Source organism: Cobetia sp. PS-4MA, from assembly GCF_057670765.1.
This window is the reverse complement of record NZ_CM173107.1, coordinates 1,169,736-1,186,802: the sequence shown is the minus strand read 5'-3', so window position 1 is coordinate 1,186,802 and position 17,067 is coordinate 1,169,736. Positions and strand designations below refer to the sequence as shown.

Sequence of the window (17,067 nt, the reverse complement as noted above, 5' to 3'; positions counted from 1 at the left end):
ATCTCCCTTGCACCCGGATTCCAATGACCGCGGTCCTGCTTCACCTCAGGCATCCTCGTCGTCAAGCCATGCCAGCGCTTCGCCGACCGTGAAGAAGGAGCCGCAGACCAGCACCTCCCCCGCGGTGGCATGCTCCACCAGCCAATTCGCCGCCTCAGCGACCGAATCACATTCCGCCAGCACGGTCCCCTGGCAGGCACGCACCACGGCAGCCAGCTCACTGGCCTGGCGAGCACGCTCGCCGCCCAGTGTCGCCACGACGAAGCCATCCACCACGGGCGACAGCGCCTCGATCACGCCTCGTGCGTCCTTGTCTCCCAGCATGGCCAGCAGCACCAGACGCGGTCGAGCGGAACACTCACGCGCCGCCAGACGACTGGCCAGATAACCTGCCGCATGCGGGTTGTGCCCCACATCCAGACACCAGTCACGCCCATGACGCTGGACCCATTGCATGCGCCCCTTGAGCTGGACATTGGCCATGGCATGGCGCACGCATGACACCTCAAGCGCCACACCGGCCGCGACGAGCGCATTCAGCGCACTGGCCGCGTTGTCGCGTGGCAGACCGGGGTCCGGAAGTGCCTCGAGGGTCATGACGGGGTCGCTCAGTCGCTGCCAGCGCCAGAGCCCATCCGCTGACGACCCTGCCGGGGAGGCGAGGTCCTGCTCGCAGGCGTCCTGCCAGACAAAGTCCTGCCACAGCACCTGAGGCGTCACACCCAGCGAGCGGGCGTGCTCGGCGCAGCTGCTCGGCAAGTGATCGGAGCCGAAGATGGCCGGGCGCCCTGCACGCAGGATACCCGCCTTCTCGAAGCCGATGTTCTCGAGGTCCGTGCCCAGGAAGGCAGCATGATCCTGTGCCACGGTGGTGATCATCGCCACATCGCAGTCGATGATGTTGACGGCATCCAGACGCCCGCCGAGACCGACCTCCAGAATCGCCAACCGTGGCTGTCGCTGAGCGATCAACCACAGGCCAGCGAGCGTGCCGGCCTCGAAGTAGGTCAGGCTGATCACGCCCTGCCCATCTCCCGCATCCGAATGACGCGCCGAATCCACCTGCTCGAAGGCAGTGATCAGCTCGGCATCACTGGCGTGCTGCCCATCGAGGGTCACACGCTCGTTGTAATGCAGCAGGTGCGGAGAGGTGTAAGTCGCGGTCGTCAGACCATGCGCACGCCCGAGCACCTCGAGCATGGCGACCGTGGAGCCCTTGCCGTTGGTACCGGCCACGGTGATGACCCGCTCGCCAATGCGACGAGCCCCGGGGCCGACAAGCCCCAGACGCTCAGCCACGCATTGCACGCGGGCGAGCCCCATGTCGATGCTGACGGGATGCTGGCGCTCCAGACGCGAAAGCCAGTCTTGCAGTGACAGCTCGCGTGGCACGGCCTCATGCAGGGCAGCAACGCTCAGCGGAGGCCGCTCACGGGACTGCAGCACCTCTCGGGTGCTGCAGTGGCCCGGCGCATTGGCCTGCTCAGCCATCGCGACGATCGCCTTGCGGCTTGTCGGCGGAGAATGTCTCGTCAAGCACGCTGTCAACCGCGGAGCGCGGCTCTGCAGGCTGCGGCTCGCTCGGTGCGGCCTCGATAGCCTCACCTTCGACAACGACTTCCGTGGCATCTACCCCCGGTGCCTGCACGTCAGCCTTGACCGGCAGACCCTGCAGCTTGAGCAGGATGCTGGACAGACGCTCACGCATGTCGCGACGGTGGATGATCATGTCGACCGCGCCATGCTCGAGCAGGAACTCTGAACGCTGGAAGCCTTCCGGCAGTTTCTCGCGCACGGTCTGCTCGATGACACGCGGGCCAGCGAAGCCGATCAGGGCATTCGGCTCGGCAACGTTCAGATCGCCCAGCATGGCAAGCGATGCCGATACGCCACCGAAGACCGGATCCGTCAGCACGCTGATGTACGGTACGCCTGCCTGCTTGAGCTTCTCGAGCGCAGCGGAGGTCTTGGCCATCTGCATCAGGGAGAACAGTGCTTCCTGCATGCGCGCGCCACCGGAGGCCGCGAAGCATACCAGCGGCACTTCTTCCGCCAGCGCGAGTTCGGCGGCACGCACGAACTTCTCACCGACGATGGCACCCATGGAGCCGCCCATGAAGCTGAATTCGAAGGCAACGGCCACGACAGGCTGTCCGGAAAGCGTGCCGCGCATGGCGACCAGCGCATCCTTTTCGGACGTCTGCTTCTGGGCGGCGCTCAGGCGATCCTTGTACTTCTTGGAATCGCGGAACTTGAGGCGATCGACCGGCTCCAGATCTGCCGCGATCTCCTCGCGACCCTCGCTGTCGAGGAACCAGGACAGACGGGCACGCGCAGTGAGACGCAGATGGTGGTCACACTTCGGGCAGACGTTGTCGTGCTTGGTCAGCTCCGGAAGGTACAGGACTGCTTCGCACTTGGGGCATTTACGCCACAGGCCATCAGGAATGGAGGTGCGCCGATCCTTGCGTTGGATACGGCTCATTGACGGCACAATCTTGTCAAGCCAGCTCATGGTGGGGAGGCTTCCGTTTTGCTGCTGTTCTGGGCACCGCTCGACGACTGTCGGCGGCCATGCGAGTTGGCACACGCCCACCTCTCCAGGAGGCAAGGACGTGGCGGGCAACGACTGACACCCTCTTCGCCCCCTTGTCTCGGGACGCTGGAGGAAGTCAGTGGCGCCAAAGGAAAAGACCGTGCAACCCATTGGTCGTACGGCCCCTTTTCCAGATTCTGGCAAACATTGTAGCGGCTTCGCCCCCCTTGCGGGTAGTGCGAGATGCCAATTGCCTTGTGGAGTCCAGTGTTGCGCCTGTCCCGCGCAGGCCTTGCGGCATGCCGCGCAGGGCATCAGTGGAGTCAGTCGGCGGCTCGTACTGCCTGACAGAACGCCTGGAGGCGCTCCCGTGACTTCTCGCCAGGGGCAGACTCTACCCCTCCCGAGACATCGACCGCGTGGGGCGCTACCTGCCTGACCGCCTCCGTCACGTTGCCGGCCTCGAGCCCGCCCGCCAGGATCACTGGCAGGGGCAATCCTCGAGGGATGCGCGACCAGTCAAAGGTCTCGCCCGTGCCACCGGGGACACCGGGACGATAGGCATCCAGCAGCAGCCCGCGTGCGTCATGGAAGCGTTCTGCCTCTGCCGCCAGGTCGATCCCGTCACGCATGCGCAACGCCTTGATATAGGGGCGGCCAGCGGCGCGGCATTGCTCGGGCGTTTCGTTGCCATGGAATTGCAGCAGATCGAGATGCGGGGCAGCGGCGGCCACTTCGGCCTCACTGGCATCGACGAACAATCCGACACGCGTCACGAATGCCGGCACCAGGCACGAAAGCTCCGCCAGACGAGCAACGTCCACCGCCCGCTTGCTGCCCGCCCACAGCACGAACCCCAGCGCATCGGCACCTGCCGCCACGGCGTCGCGGATATCCTGCTCACGCGTCAAGCCACAGATCTTGATTCGGGTACGCTGGCTCGCTCGAGCGCTCATCTCGGTCATGGGATCACTCCGTTCAACGTGAGGATTCATTCTGTGCGACAGGCGATCCTGCGGCAGGCGATCCTGCGGCAGGCGATCCTGCGGCGGGCGCCCCCGCGACAGGCGATCCTGCCGCAGGAATCGCTTGTTCATGTTCCCGACTGAGACGCTCGGCCTCACGGGCAACGCTTGCCAGCCGAATGGCTTCCTTTTCACTGAGCTTGCCTGCCGCCCGAGCCTCTTCGGCACCCTCGGCTTCGGCACGGGCCAGGCGTGAGCGTACCATCGGGCAATCCGGCAAGGGGCGCTCTCCCGTCCACTCCCCGAGATGGGCCACCAGACCAGGCCCGAGCGGCTCCCTGGGCAGCTCATAGCGCGGCGGGTAGATGACGTCGACGAAGTGAAGTCCCGTGGCTGCTGCCGTGGCACTCGAACGCGTGCGATCTCCCCCGCGCATCAGCTCGACGATCCACTCGACAGGCTTCTCGCCACGCCCGATGGCCATCAAGGTACCGGCGATATTGCGCACCATGTGGTGCAGGAAGGCATTCGCCTGGATGTCGATCATGACCAGCTGGCCGTGACGACTCACCTCGATGAAATGCACGTGGCGTCGTGGCGAGCGCGACTGACAACCTGCCGCACGGAAGGCCGAGAAGTCCAGCTCCCCTACCAGATGGGCGGCCGCCGCCTGCATGTCGGCGACATTCAGGGGTTCACGACACCAGGTGGCGTTGTGACGCTCCATCACCGGCCGAAAAGGCTGATTGATGATCATGTAGCGATAACGACGCGCGATGGCGCTGAATCGGGCATGGAAGTCATCGGGAACGGGGACCGCCCAATGGATACCGATATCCGGGGGAAGATTGACGTTGCCGCCCATGCGCCATGCCTTGCGGCTGCGGCCCACGGGGGTATCGAAGTGCACGACCTGACGCACGGCGTGCACACCTGAATCGGTGCGCCCGCTGCAGTGGACGGTGATGGGAGTGGAAGCCACCTTGGAAAGCGCCTTTTCAAGCGTTTCCTGCACGGAAGGTGCGTGGCTGAGGCGCTGCCAACCGCAATAGCGGCTGCCATCATACTCGACGCCCAGAGCGATGCGCCCCGGGCGTCTTTCATTATCATCAAGCGGTGTAAAAAAGGGCATCAGGTCAGACCAAAGCGCTCCATCAACGCCAGCGCCTCTTCACGGATCATCCCGTCACTGGCGGAGGCGAGCGGCTCAAGCAGCGCTGCCGCTTGATCATCCTCACCATCCACCAGCAACTGGCGGGCTTCCTCGAGCTGCTGGAAGGCCACGCTATCCTGGGCGCCAGCCCCTGCCCCTGCCATGCCGACAGAGGGATAGGCATTATCCTGATCCCCGGACTCGAACGCCACTTCCTCCACCTCGAATTGCGAGATATCACGACGAGGGACATCCACCTCTTCCAGCGTCATGCTATCCAGCGACGGCAACTCGTCGGCTGCTGAAAAGGCGCTTGCAGGCGCCACCTCGTCGCCTGAAGGTGCACTGGATTTCGCAGATTCACCTTCCTCATCGATGGAGGCGGAGGTAAATTCGACCGCCTCACCCTTGAGCGCCTCGTCCGCCTTCTCAACACTTGCCACTGCCGCAGGCTCCACACCGTCGTCAAGCGTCAGTTCCGGCGCCTGGTAATCGATCACGTTGTCACTGAAGAAACTGGTATCGGGTGCCGCCTTTCCGTGCTCGGGACTCTTGCCCTTGAGGCCGGGCTCGAATGCGACTCCCACGTCTGCCGGAGTGTCATTCGTGACGGCGGCATCAGCGTGCAAGTCATCCTCGAACGAGCCACTGTCCTGCCCTTCGCCTGAAGAGTCAGACACGTCACCTTCCGGCTCGCGCTCATCGTCCTGCAGGTTCGCGCCACCTGCCGCCAGCCTTTCAGAGGCTGCGCTGGCCGAGGATGGCACACGTAGGGACTGGGCATATTGACTGACGACACCGGAGAGATGCGTCACGTTGCTTGCGGCCACCGCGCCACCCATGGCGGCACGCATGGGGCTACCCATTCCGGCATAACGGTTGAGCAGCGCCTGAGCCTCTTCACGCTCTTCTGCATTGCCCGCCGCCAATACCTTCTCGCTTTCGTGATTCAGCGCCTCGAGATTGCCAAGCTCTCCATGCACACCCATCAGCTTGAGACGCAGGTCCTGACGACTCTCATCGTCTGCAAGACCGGCTTCCAGCAGGGCTTGCGCCTGATCGAAGCGTCCATAGGCGATGAAGATATCCGCCTCGCTGATGGCAGCGGCCTCAGGCTGGGCCAGAGGCTCAAGAGTGTGAGAGCCACGACTTGCCACTGCAGACGCCTCTTCCGGGACCTGTCTGTCAGCGGTACCCGCTGCAGCACCAAAGGCACCCCGTGACGGGTCCTGCAGGCCCTGGTCGTTGTGACGCACGGCATCCGCGAAGCTCATGCTGGAGTCATCCTTCGGCCCCGAGCGACGACGCAGCAACAGCAACAGCAGCAACAGCAATGCTCCCGCCGCGCCGCCCACCATCATCAGATTGTCCTGTACCCACTTCCACGTCGCCTGCGGCCAGGGCTGGCTGGGCAACACGAGATTGCCTTCACCATCACGCGGCTGGCCCAGATCCACCCCGGCAGCGACCAGACTCTCGGGTAGCGTCAAGGGAGTGATGCCGCTGTTGACCAGCAGACGGTTCTGCTTGGCCAGCAATACCTTGGCCGTTTCCAGCTGCTCGGTACGCTCGGCCAGGGAAGCACGCAGTTCACCGACTTCACTGCGCAATGAAGCGACTTCACTGCGCAGGTCGTCACGCTCCTGCTCCAGTTGATCCAGACGCTGCTGGTTGGTCAGCAACTGGTCTTCCAGCGATTCGAGGCGATCCGACAGCTCATCGATGGCCTGCTGGCTACCCGCGGAAATCTGCGTACTGGCGGCCGCCTTGCTCGCCGGCGTGGCCTCTTCATCGATCAGCGTCAGGCGCGGCTTGCCGTCAGCACCCGCACTGGCGGGGCCGCTGGGAGCGGGCGCTGCAGCGGGCGTCTCACTGGCCGTGGCGGTATCCTTCGGAGACGCGGGCGTCGTCTTCTTGCTGGCCGGGGCAGGAATGGTCTTGCCTTGCGCCCCCGCGACCCACTGCTGATATTGCTCACGCACTTCGCGATCGGCCGCCGTGCGCGAGCGGCCCAGCATGGTGGCGCGATCGGGAACGCTCAGGACTACCCCCGCCCTCAGCTTGTTGATGTTGCCGCCCGGGAAGGCACTGGGATTGGCTTCCTGAATCGCCAGCATGGCCTGACGGATGCTGACCCCGGCATCCGGCCGCACGCGTCGTGCGATGGTCCACAGGGAATCGCCACTGCGTACCTTGATGCTTGACGGCGTTTCGCCCGCCGCGGGCGCAGCGCTTGCCGAGGACGACTGACCACTGTCACGGAAGACCACGGAACGCGAGGGTGTCGACCCCGTGTCGGCCAACGGACGTGAGCGCGCACCAGAAGGCGTCACCAGTGCCGGTTGACTGGAATAGCCCGCCGGATCGAACAGCAGCGTGACCTGACGCTGCAGCTTCCCATTGGGCCACTCGACGTCCAGCAGAAGATCCACATAGGGCTCACGTACCGCCCCGTTGGTGGTCAGCTGAAGATAATAGCGGCTGCCCTGCTGCTTGATGGCCACCTTGACGTCATCACTGACATAGCTGCGGTCCACACCGGCACGCGCAAAGGCGGCGGCATCGGAGACGTTCGCCTTGATCAGGCTGCTATCAAGCCCGGAGGTATCTGTCAGGCCGATGCGGGCATCCAGCGGTTGATTCAGATTCGAGCGCAATCGCGGCGATTCCATGCCGACCGCCAAGGCCTGAGCACTATAGATGGCGAAGGAGATCGCCAGTGCGAGAGGAAGCTTGCGTCCCATTGAGTGTCCCTTCGTATGCGACCGATTCAGTGTCCGGCCGGCGCATTATGTTACGTATTCTTACATATAAGATACCAGAGAGTCCGCCTCATGATTCAGGCAAGGCGCGACTCAGCCAGAAAAATTTCAACGCTAGCGGGCGTCGTCCCCTCTGATAGCCCACCTGCTCCCCGGATGACAGGAGTGACCAGCTCCACCTCATCCGGCTGACACGATACTCAAATATGCATACGAGATGCCATCATGCATCAACATCGCCAGCCAAATTCGCAAAAAATGCGCAAGCCGGAATGAAGCCGGTCAGTCATTGGAATGACATGCCGGTCATCTGATGCCCATGGCACTGCCGATCATCGGCACGACCGACCATCGCAATCACCCTTCATTGGGCATTCGGGGAATGACCGGGAACCCGGACATGGTCCGCCAGGACATTCGCCAGGGACGTTCGAGTGCATGGATATTCGATTGCAGGATTTTCGATTGCAGAATTTTCGAGCGCAAAAAAGTCGCCCCCGGCTCCGAGGAGTCGGGGGCGACGTCTTGCATCACGCCATGGCACTCAACCGCGAGGGCCAGCCATCGTGATGATCAGGCGGCGCGATGTTCCCGCAGAATGGTCAGCATGCGCTTGAGCGGCTCCGCGGCCCCCCACAGCAGCTGGTCACCCACACTGAAGGCAGACAGGTATTCACCACCCATCGCCAGCTTGCGCAGACGGCCGACCGGAACGGTCAGGGTGCCGGTAGCAGCAGCCGGTGTCAGGTGCTTGAGGCTGTCTTCCTTGGTGTTGGCAACGACCTTGACCCAGTCGTTGTGCTTGGCCAAGCGGTCTTCGATCTCGTCCAGCGGCACGTCCTGCTTGAGCTTGACGGTGAAGGCCTGGGAGTGGGAGCGCATCGCACCGATCCGCACGCACAGCCCATCGATCATGATCGGGTTGCCCTGGCTGTCGAGAATCTTGTTGGCCTCGACACCGGCCTTCCACTCCTCGCGGGTCTGACCGGATTCCATCGGGGAATCGATCCACGGCAGCAGCGAGCCGGCCAGCGGCGCACCGAACTGCTGGGTCGCGAAATCATCGCCGCGCATGGTGGCGGTCACCTTGCGGTCGATATCCAGAATCGCGCTGGCCGGGTCTGCAAGCTCCGAGGCCACGCTGCCATTGAGCTGGCCCATCTGGGTCAGCAGCTCACGCATGTGGCGCGCACCGCTGCCGGACGCCGCCTGGTAGCTCATGGAAGTCATCCACTCGACCATGCCGGCCTCGAACAGGCCACCCAGACCCATCAGCATCAGGCTGACGGTGCAGTTGCCGCCGACGAAGGTGTTGGCACCGGCACCGATCTTCTCATCAATCACGTGACGATTGACCGGGTCCAGCACCAGCACGGCATCCTTCTCCATGCGCAGGGTGGAGGCCGCATCGATCCAGTCGCCCTTCCAGCCGGCTTCACGCAGCGGGCCGAACACCTGCTTGGTGTAGTCGCCACCCTGACAGGTAACGATGACGTCCAGCGCCTTCAGCTCATTGATGTCATTGGCATCCTTGAGCGCCGGCACCGGCGTGCCCACGTCCGGGCCGGCCTGACCGACCTGGGAGGTGGAGAAGAATACCGGCTCGATACCGGCGAAATCGTTGTCATCACGCATGCGTTGCATCAGCACGGAACCGACCATGCCACGCCAACCGACAAATCCGACTTTCAACATGCTTGTTCTCCTTGTTCATGCACGGCCGGGAGCATGGAAGACACCGAAGCTCCCGGCACAGGAATGACCCGCAGCGAGCACAGGCAACTCACACGAGGCGAGCCTTGCCCAACGCTCCAGCCGCAGGTCCTGACACGAAAGCCCAGCGACGCACGCCGAGCTTCCTCATGATCATCTCGCGTGAACGCCACTCACGAGCGGCGTTCACGCGGGTCTTGCCTTACGCCTGGGCCTTGAAGGCGGCCAGCACGGCATCGCCCATCTCGGAGGTAGAGACCTTGCGAGTGCCGGCGTAGGCGATATCGGCGGTACGCAGCCCTTCATCCAGCACCACACCGACGGCCTTCTCGATACGCTCGGCCCACGCCGCTTCATTCAGCGAGTAGCGCAGCATCATCGCCACCGACAGGATGGTGGCCAGCGGGTTGGCGATGCCCTGACCCGCGATGTCCGGCGCGCTGCCGTGGCACGGCTCATACATGCCCTGGCCGCTGGCATTCAGCGAGGCGGACGGCAGCATGCCGATGGAACCGGTCAACATCGCGGCTTCATCCGAGAGGATGTCGCCAAACATGTTGCCGGTGACCACCACGTCGAACTGCTTCGGTGCGCGCACCAGCTGCATGGCGGCGTTGTCGACGTACATGTGCGACAGCTCGACATCCGGGTAGTCGGCGGAGATGCGCTCCATCACGTCACGCCACAGCATGGTGACTTCCAGCACGTTGGCCTTGTCGACGCTGCACAGCTTCTTGTTGCGCTTCTGGGCCATCTCGAAGGCGGTACGGCCGATACGCTCGATCTCGGACTCGGAATAGACGTAGGTGTTGTAGCCGACCTGCTGTCCGTCGCGCGTCTCGATGCCACGCGGCTGGCCGAAGTAGATGCCACCGGTCAGCTCACGCACGATCATGATGTCCAGACCGGACACCACTTCCGGCTTGAGGCTGGAGGCCTCGGCCAGCTGCGGGTAGAGAATTGCCGGGCGCAGGTTGGCGAAGAGTTCAAGCTCCTTGCGCAGCCCCAGCAGGCCGCGTTCCGGACGCAGGGAGATATCTTCCAGCTTGTCCCACTGCGGGCCACCGACCGCGCCGAGCAGGATGGCGTCCGCCGCCTTGGCGGCGTCCAGCGTGTCCTTCGGCAGCGGATGGCCCGCCGCGTCATACCCTGCACCACCGACCTTGCCTTCGCTCAGCGTGATGTCCAGCCCTTCGCTGCGTGCGGCTTCAAGGATCTTCACGGCTTCGGCCGTGATTTCCGGACCAATGCCATCACCGGGCAGAATCAGGATATTGCGGCTCATCTGGGACTCCTTGGGCCGGAGAGCATCCGGCAAGACCGACGGTTCACCGCCGGTGCTGAGACTGGGCTCGCTGCCACTCTGGACGGCGAGCCATGACGAATGTGTTGCGACTTCGGCGCTGACTGGCGTGACGCTGGACAGATCAGGCCGTCTTGCCATCGCGGAACAGCCACGGACGCTCGGCGCGATGACGCGTCTCGAAGCTGTCGATGGCGTCCTGATCCTTGAGAGTCAGACCGATGTCATCCAAGCCTTCCATGAGGCAATGCTTGCGGAAGCTGTCCACCTCGAAGGCGATCGACTCACCGGACGGCGTGATGACGGCCTGTGCCTCGAGATCGATATCCAGACGATACCCTTCCACCGCCTCGGTTTCCTTGAACAGGCGATCCACCGTGTCCTCGTCGAGGGTGATCAACAACAGGCCGTTCTTGAACGAGTTGTTGTAGAAGATATCGGCGAAGCTCGGCGCGATGACGACACGGAAGCCGAAGTCGGTCAGAGCCCAGGGCGCGTGTTCGCGCGAGGAACCACAGCCGAAGTTGCGACGTGCCAGCAGCACGCTTGCGCCTGAATAACGCGGCTGGTTGAGCACGAAGTCCGGATTCAGCGGACGCTTGCTGATGTCCTGTCCGATATAGCCCTCATCGAGATAACGCAGCTCATCGAAGAGGTTCGGGCCGAAGCCGGTACGCTTGATCGATTTCAGAAACTGCTTCGGGATGATCAGGTCGGTATCGACGTTGGCGCGATCGAGCGGTGCCACGAGGCCCTGCTGGCGAATGAACTTTTCCATGTCGGGCCTCCTCAGGCTGCGTGGGTATCGGAAGTAGGAATGGGGGCAAAGTCACGAACATCAACGAAGTGACCCGCAATCGCGGCAGCGGCGGCCATGGCCGGGCTGACGAGGTGCGTACGCCCACCGAAGCCCTGACGGCCTTCGAAGTTGCGGTTGGAGGTGGAAGCACAATGCTCGCCGGCGCCCAACTTGTCGGCGTTCATCGCCAGACACATGGAGCAGCCCGGCTCGCGCCATTCAAAGCCCGCGGCGAGGAAGATCTCGTGCAGTCCTTCGGCTTCCGCCTGTGCCTTCACCAGGCCAGAGCCCGGCACGACCATCGCCTGCTTGAGGCTCTTGGCGACCGTACGGCCTTCGGCCACGCGCGCCGCTTCACGCAAGTCCTCGATACGCGAGTTGGTGCAGGAGCCGATGAACACGCGGTCCAGCTTGATGTCGGTGATCTTCTGCTGAGCGCTGAGGCCCATGTACTCGAGCGCACGGGTGATGCCACGCGCTTCGGTGTCATCGTTGGCGGCTGCCGGGTCCGGCACCACGCCATTGACGCTGGTGACCTGCTCCGGGCTGGTGCCCCAGGTGACCTGCGGGGCGATGTCCTCGGCCTTGAGCACGACGACCTTGTCGAATTCGGCGTCTGCATCGGAGACCAGATTGCGCCAGTCGGCGACGGCCGCTTCCCACTGCTGGGCGTTCGGCGCATAGGGACGGTCGCGCAGGTAATCGATGGTGATGTCATCGACCCCGACCAGACCGACCCGTGCCCCGGCTTCGATGGCCATGTTGCAGATGGTCATGCGGCCTTCCATGGAGATGTCCTGGATGGCGGAGCCGCCGAATTCGATGGCATAGCCGGTACCGCCGGCGGTGCCGATCTCACCGATGATGGCGAGCACGACATCCTTGGCGGTGAGGCCAGTGCCGAGACGACCATCGACGCGCACCAGCATGTTCTTCATCTTGCGCTGGATCAGACACTGGGTGGCGAGCACGTGCTCGACCTCGGAGGTGCCGATACCGTGAGCGAGTGCCGCGAAGGCACCGTGGGTCGCGGTGTGGGAATCGCCACACACCACGGTCATGCCCGGCAGGGTCGCGCCCTGCTCCGGCCCGACCACGTGCACGATGCCCTGACGCGCATCATTGATGGTGAACTGCTCGATGTTGAAGCTGTTGCAGTTGTCGTCGAGGGTCTGCACCTGGATGCGAGAGGTTTCATCCTCGATCCCCGCGATGCCGGCAGCGCGCTCCTTGAGAGAGGTCGGCACATTGTGGTCCGGCGTTGCCAGGTTGGCATCCAGACGCCACGGCTTGCGACCGGCCAGACGCAGCCCTTCGAAGGCCTGCGGCGACGTCACTTCGTGCAGCAGGTGACGGTCGATGTAGATGAGTGCAGTACCGTCTTCACGTTGCTTGACCAGATGCTGGTCCCACAACTTGTCATAAAGGGTCTGGCTGGCCATGTCGTGTCTCCTCGTGGCGCCCTACGGTAAGAGCGCTTGCTGCCTCGGGGCTCGTGGCGGCCCCTTGATGAGGTGTGTCGTCCAGTGTTGATGGCGGGGCGGTCGTGCGAGCCATGTCGCAAGTGGCTTGCCACCAGAGGCTCGAGCATCGCCGCCGCGTCCTGTGCATCAAGAGTACTCGGCGGCGATGAATAAAAGCAATTCATGTTTTTCATGCTTTGGATTCCCAAAAGGAATACCATTGCCTCAGCCGACATCCCCCCTGATCGCACGGAAGATCATTCTTCTGAACGCCCTCATGACAGGATAGCTGCCTCACATGGACACTCCCTCTCTTCAGGCCTTCGTTGCCGTCGCGGAAACCGCTTCCTTCTCGCTGGCGGCCGAACAGCTGCACCTGACACAACCCGCTGTCTCCAAACGCATCGCGCAGCTGGAACAGCTCCACGGCGCGCGGCTGTTTGATCGCATCGGGCGGCGCGTCACCCTGACGGAGGCCGGCAACATCCTGCTGCCGCGGGCCCGTGCCATTCTGGTGATGCACGATGACACGCGGCGCGCGCTGCGCAATCTGTCCGGCGAGGTAAAAGGCAGCCTGACGATGGCGACCAGCCACCATGTGGGCCTGCACCGTCTGCCGCCACTGCTCAAGGCCTTTACCATGTCCCATCCCGAGGTACGCATGGACATGCGCTTCCTGGATTCAGAACAGGCCTATCAGGGCGTACTGGATGGGGAGCTGGAACTGGCCGTCGTCACTCTGGCACCGCATCGCGATCCCAATCTGACGGTGGTGCCGGTGTGGCTGGACGAGATGCGCTTCGTGTGCGGACGAGACCACCCGCTGGCGGGACACAAGGCGTTGCCGCTAGCCGCCCTCTCACAGCACGACGCCGTGCTGCCGGGCCACCTGACCTTCACGCGCGGCATCGTCATCGACACCTTCGCGCGTGACGGCCTCTCGGTGGAAGTCTCGATGTCCACCAACTACCTCGAGACCCTCAAGATGATGGTCGCCATCGGCCTGGGCTGGAGCGTGCTGCCGGAAAGCATGATCGACGACGAGATCGAGATCCTGCCCATCGACCACCGCCCCATCGAGCGCCAGCTCGGCTACCTCTATCACAACAACCGCACCCTCTCGAACGCCGCCAGCGCCATGATCGAGCTGCTGGAAGGGGCAAGGGATGCGGCCTCGAGACACCGCTGACGAATTTCGAAAGCACAACGCCAGCCCTGAGGGCTGGCGTTGCTGTAGAACGTCCTGCTGGTGGTGCCGCTGATCAGCGCTTGCCAGTGTCCTTGTCATTGCCCGATGAGCCATCCGTCTTGCTGGCCGCAGGCTTGGCATCGTCCTTCTTGGCCTCTTCCGCTGCCTTGGCGGCGGCGGCCTTGCTGGCGTTGGAGGGACGGCCACGGCGCGGCTTGGGCGCTTCGCTGGTGGTGTCGCTCTTGGCATCTGCACCCGCCGCACTGCCAGTGTCACTCTTGGCGGCAGATCCAGCAGCCTTGGCAGTGCTTCCAGCACCTGTGCTGCTGGCGGTCTTGGCAGTGCTTCCGGTGCTCGCACTCCCCGTCGAGCTGGAGGCTGGCTTGCTGGCCGCGGCGCTCTTGGGAGCACTGGCCGCCGCCTTGCTCTGTGTCGCAGGCTGCTTGGCAGCGGGCGATGTCGCCGTGCTGCTAGAGCCCGAGGCAGTGGAAGCAGCGCCGCCGGTTGAGGTGCCGGCCGCAGACGGCTTGCTGTCAGAGGCTGGCTTGCTTGCCGTCGTCTTGGCCGCAGTTGTCTTGCTCGCGGTCGTCTTGTTCGCGGTCGTCTTGTTGGCAGCTGTCTTGCGCGGCGTGGAGGTCTTTCTCGCCGTGGTGGTCTTCGCCGTTGAGCTACCTGTACTGCTGGCAGCCGTGCTCGCAGTGCTCGGTTTTGCCGTGCTCTGTTTTGCAGTGCTGTCGCTGGCCGTGCTGCTGGTGGGCGTTGCGCTCTTGGAAGCAGTGCTCTTGGCAGCAGTGCTCTTGGAAGCAGTGCTCTTGGAAGCCGTGCTCTTGGGTGCAGCACGTTTGCGCGGGGCGGGCTTGCTTGCCGGCGCTGCTGACTCAGTAGCCGCTGATGCCGCCTTGGAAGCGGCAGGCCCGGTGCTGGCGCCTTGCGCCCTGGAGGCATCGGACGAGCTGCTGCTCTTCGCGTCGCTGGCATCATTGCTCGCCTTGCCCGCCGCGCTCCCTGTCATTGCCGACACCATCTCTTCCAGTGGCAGCGTGACCTGCTTGAGCGCGTCATTCATGCGCTTCTCGACCGTCTCCTGTACATCACGCACGGTCTTGAGCTGCGCCTGTGCGGCTGAGGTGATCTCTTCCGGCACAGTCTGGCCGAGTACTTCGGGGATGGTCTGGCGCGCATAACGCCCCGGCGCCGCTTCGATCACGTCGAGCTTGCCCTCACCCGGCGTGCGCGCAGAGACTTCCGGTTCCGGCTCGACGAAACCATTGCCGGACATCCATGCCTGCCAGTCATTCCACCAGGAGCCTTCATGCGCCTCGGTGCCTTCAAGCCAGGCATCCGGTGTCGCCGGCAGCTCGTCATTGGTGACGTAGCCGTACTTGTTCTTGTGCGGCGGATTGACGATACCCGCGATATGGCCTGAGCCACCCAGCACGAAGCGCTTGATGGAAGCCTTGGGCAGCTGGGTGCCGTTGTAGGTGGTCTGCCACTTGGCGATGTGATCCTCGCGGGCGGAGACCCAATAGCTGGGAATCTCGATCTGCGAGAGGTCGATCGGGACACCGTCCAGCTCGATACCGCCGGGCTGCACAAGGCGGTTCTCCAGATACATGTGACGCAGATACCAGGCATGGGTACCGGCCGGCAGGTTGGTGCCGTCGGTATTCCAGTACAGCAGGTCGAACGCGGTCGGCGCTTCGCCCTTGAGATAGTTGGAGACGTAGAACGACCAGAAGAGGTCATTCTCGCGCAGCAGGTTGAAGGAGAACGCCATCACGCGGCCATCCAGGTAGCCGTCCTGCGCCATCTGCTTCTCAAGGCCCTGCAGTACCGGCTCGTTGAGGAAGACACCGATCTCGCCGGGATCGGAGAAGTCCTGCAACGTCGCCATGTAACTGACCGAGCGCACGCGATCCGCCTGTTTCCTGGCCGTGAGATAGGCCATGGTGCTGGCCGTCAGCGTGCCGCCGATGCAGTAGGACAGGATATTGACCTGCTTCTCGCCGGTGGCCTGCTCGATGGCATCCATCGCGGCAAGCGGCCCCATCTGCATGTAATCGGCCCAGGTGAGATCGCTCTGCTCCGGCCCGGGATTGCGCCAGGAGATCAGGAACACGGTGTGCCCCTGCTCCACCAGCCAGCGCATCATCGAATTGTCCTGACGCAGATCGAGAATGTAGTACTTGTTGATCCACGGCGGCACGACCAGCAACGGCGTACTGAAGGCCTTTTCCGTCGCCGGGCGATACTGGATCAGCTGGATCAGCTCATTCTCGAACACCACATCCCCCGGCGTGACGGCGATGTTGTCGCCGAGACGGAAGGCTTCGGTGTCGGTCATCGCGACATTGATGCCTTCGGCGGAATTGGCAAGGTCTTCCCGCAGACGCTTCAAGCCGTCGAGCAGATTCTGGCCGCCGGTTTCGCGGGTCACCCGCTGCACTTCCGGGTTGGTGGAGGCGAAGTTGGAGGGCGAGAAGGCACTGACGTACTGGCGCGCGTAGAACTCGAGATTGCGCTTCTGGCTCTCCGGCAATCCCTTGATGCCCGCCAGCATCTCATCCACGGCGCGCGAGAACAGCAGATATTGCTGCACGAGGAAGTGATAATACGGTTCGCTCTGCCAGGCCTCATCGCGGAAGCGACGATCAGAGCGTGCGGGGCTGATCACGGGCTCGACACTCTCACCGCTCATCTCGCGCAGCGTGCCCTGCATCAGGGCCATCTGGTCCTGGAAGAGGCGGGTCTGCGTGGAAATCAGCAATTGGGGGTCACGTGCCAGCGCCTCCGCGCCTGCCTGGAAGCAACGTCCCATCTCGTCGTAGATGGTGGAGGCAGCAGCACTTGGCCACAGGCGCTCCAGCATGTCACTCATCAGAGCCTGATACTGGGTGCTGGCTTCCTGTACCACGCCGGCCCATTCACCGCCGTCGACGCCATCGGGAAACAGATGGGAAAAGGCCTGAGAGAATGCCTGAGAAAGTGCCTGCTGCTGGGCTGAAACCATATCGCCCGTCCTCCTTGTCATTGGCTATCGAAGCATGGCTGTCGAACGAACGCCGACATGCACGATTTCATCGAACCGAATCCTTCCGTACCTCTGCAGTGCAATGCCCTCGAAAGGCGTTCGCGGCGCCGTCACTGGCACCTTGCACCGACTCTCTTCACTCTGGCAGGCCAG

At 63.4% G+C, this 17,067-nt stretch carries 10 protein-coding genes and 1 pseudogene; 1 reads left to right on the top strand and 10 read right to left on the bottom strand.

Translation table 11 applies throughout. The annotated features are described in order from the left end of the window. Positions 1 to 45 precede the first annotated feature (45 nt). From AC26AR_RS05075 to leuC, 9 genes are all read right to left on the bottom strand, one after another. Positions 46 to 1,491, bottom strand: a complete 1,446-nt coding sequence (locus AC26AR_RS05075; protein WP_488107666.1) for a bifunctional folylpolyglutamate synthase/dihydrofolate synthase — start codon at positions 1,489 to 1,491, stop codon at positions 46 to 48. Continuing rightward, a complete protein-coding gene (gene accD / locus AC26AR_RS05070) occupies positions 1,484 to 2,515 on the bottom strand; it encodes an acetyl-CoA carboxylase, carboxyltransferase subunit beta (protein ID WP_488107665.1) in 1,032 nt (343 codons plus the stop codon). Before accD ends, AC26AR_RS05075 begins: the two co-directional genes overlap by 8 nt. Positions 2,516 to 2,859: 344 nt before the next feature. Next, complete coding sequence (locus AC26AR_RS05065; RefSeq protein ID WP_488107886.1) at positions 2,860 to 3,492, bottom strand: phosphoribosylanthranilate isomerase; 633 nt, start codon at positions 3,490 to 3,492, stop codon at positions 2,860 to 2,862. Positions 3,493 to 3,514: 22 nt separating this feature from the next. Next, positions 3,515 to 4,633 (bottom strand): tRNA pseudouridine(38-40) synthase TruA, encoded by a 1,119-nt coding sequence (gene truA / locus AC26AR_RS05060; RefSeq protein ID WP_488107664.1) that lies wholly within the window; start codon positions 4,631 to 4,633, stop codon positions 3,515 to 3,517. Further along, positions 4,633 to 7,398, bottom strand: a complete 2,766-nt coding sequence (locus AC26AR_RS05055; RefSeq protein ID WP_488107663.1) for a type IV pilus assembly protein FimV — start codon at positions 7,396 to 7,398, stop codon at positions 4,633 to 4,635. The genes truA and AC26AR_RS05055 overlap by 1 nt, the downstream gene beginning before the upstream one ends. Positions 7,399 to 7,989: 591 nt before the next feature. Further along, on the bottom strand, positions 7,990 to 9,111 hold the full coding sequence (gene asd / locus AC26AR_RS05050) for an aspartate-semialdehyde dehydrogenase (RefSeq protein WP_084209075.1): 1,122 nt from the start codon (positions 9,109 to 9,111) through the stop codon (positions 7,990 to 7,992). A 220-nt stretch (positions 9,112 to 9,331) separates the two neighbouring features. Beyond that, positions 9,332 to 10,414: a 3-isopropylmalate dehydrogenase gene (gene leuB, locus AC26AR_RS05045; protein WP_084209076.1), complete on the bottom strand. Its 1,083-nt coding sequence runs from the start codon at positions 10,412 to 10,414 to the stop codon at positions 9,332 to 9,334. A 142-nt stretch (positions 10,415 to 10,556) separates the two neighbouring features. Then, complete coding sequence (leuD, locus tag AC26AR_RS05040) at positions 10,557 to 11,210, bottom strand: 3-isopropylmalate dehydratase small subunit (RefSeq protein ID WP_488107662.1); 654 nt, start codon at positions 11,208 to 11,210, stop codon at positions 10,557 to 10,559. An 11-nt stretch (positions 11,211 to 11,221) separates the two neighbouring features. Further along, positions 11,222 to 12,673 (bottom strand): 3-isopropylmalate dehydratase large subunit, encoded by a 1,452-nt coding sequence (gene leuC / locus AC26AR_RS05035; RefSeq protein ID WP_488107661.1) that lies wholly within the window; start codon positions 12,671 to 12,673, stop codon positions 11,222 to 11,224. A gap of 319 nt (positions 12,674 to 12,992) precedes the next feature. On the opposite strand from leuC, the gene AC26AR_RS05030 reads away from it, so the two are divergent. Continuing rightward, complete coding sequence (locus AC26AR_RS05030; RefSeq protein WP_077372378.1) at positions 12,993 to 13,883, top strand: LysR family transcriptional regulator; 891 nt, start codon at positions 12,993 to 12,995, stop codon at positions 13,881 to 13,883. A gap of 1,147 nt (positions 13,884 to 15,030) precedes the next feature. Here the strand turns inward: AC26AR_RS05030 and phaC are convergent. Continuing rightward, positions 15,031 to 16,761 (bottom strand): annotated as a pseudogene (gene phaC, locus AC26AR_RS05025) (class I poly(R)-hydroxyalkanoic acid synthase); the annotation flags it as partial. Positions 16,762 to 17,067 lie beyond the last annotated feature (306 nt).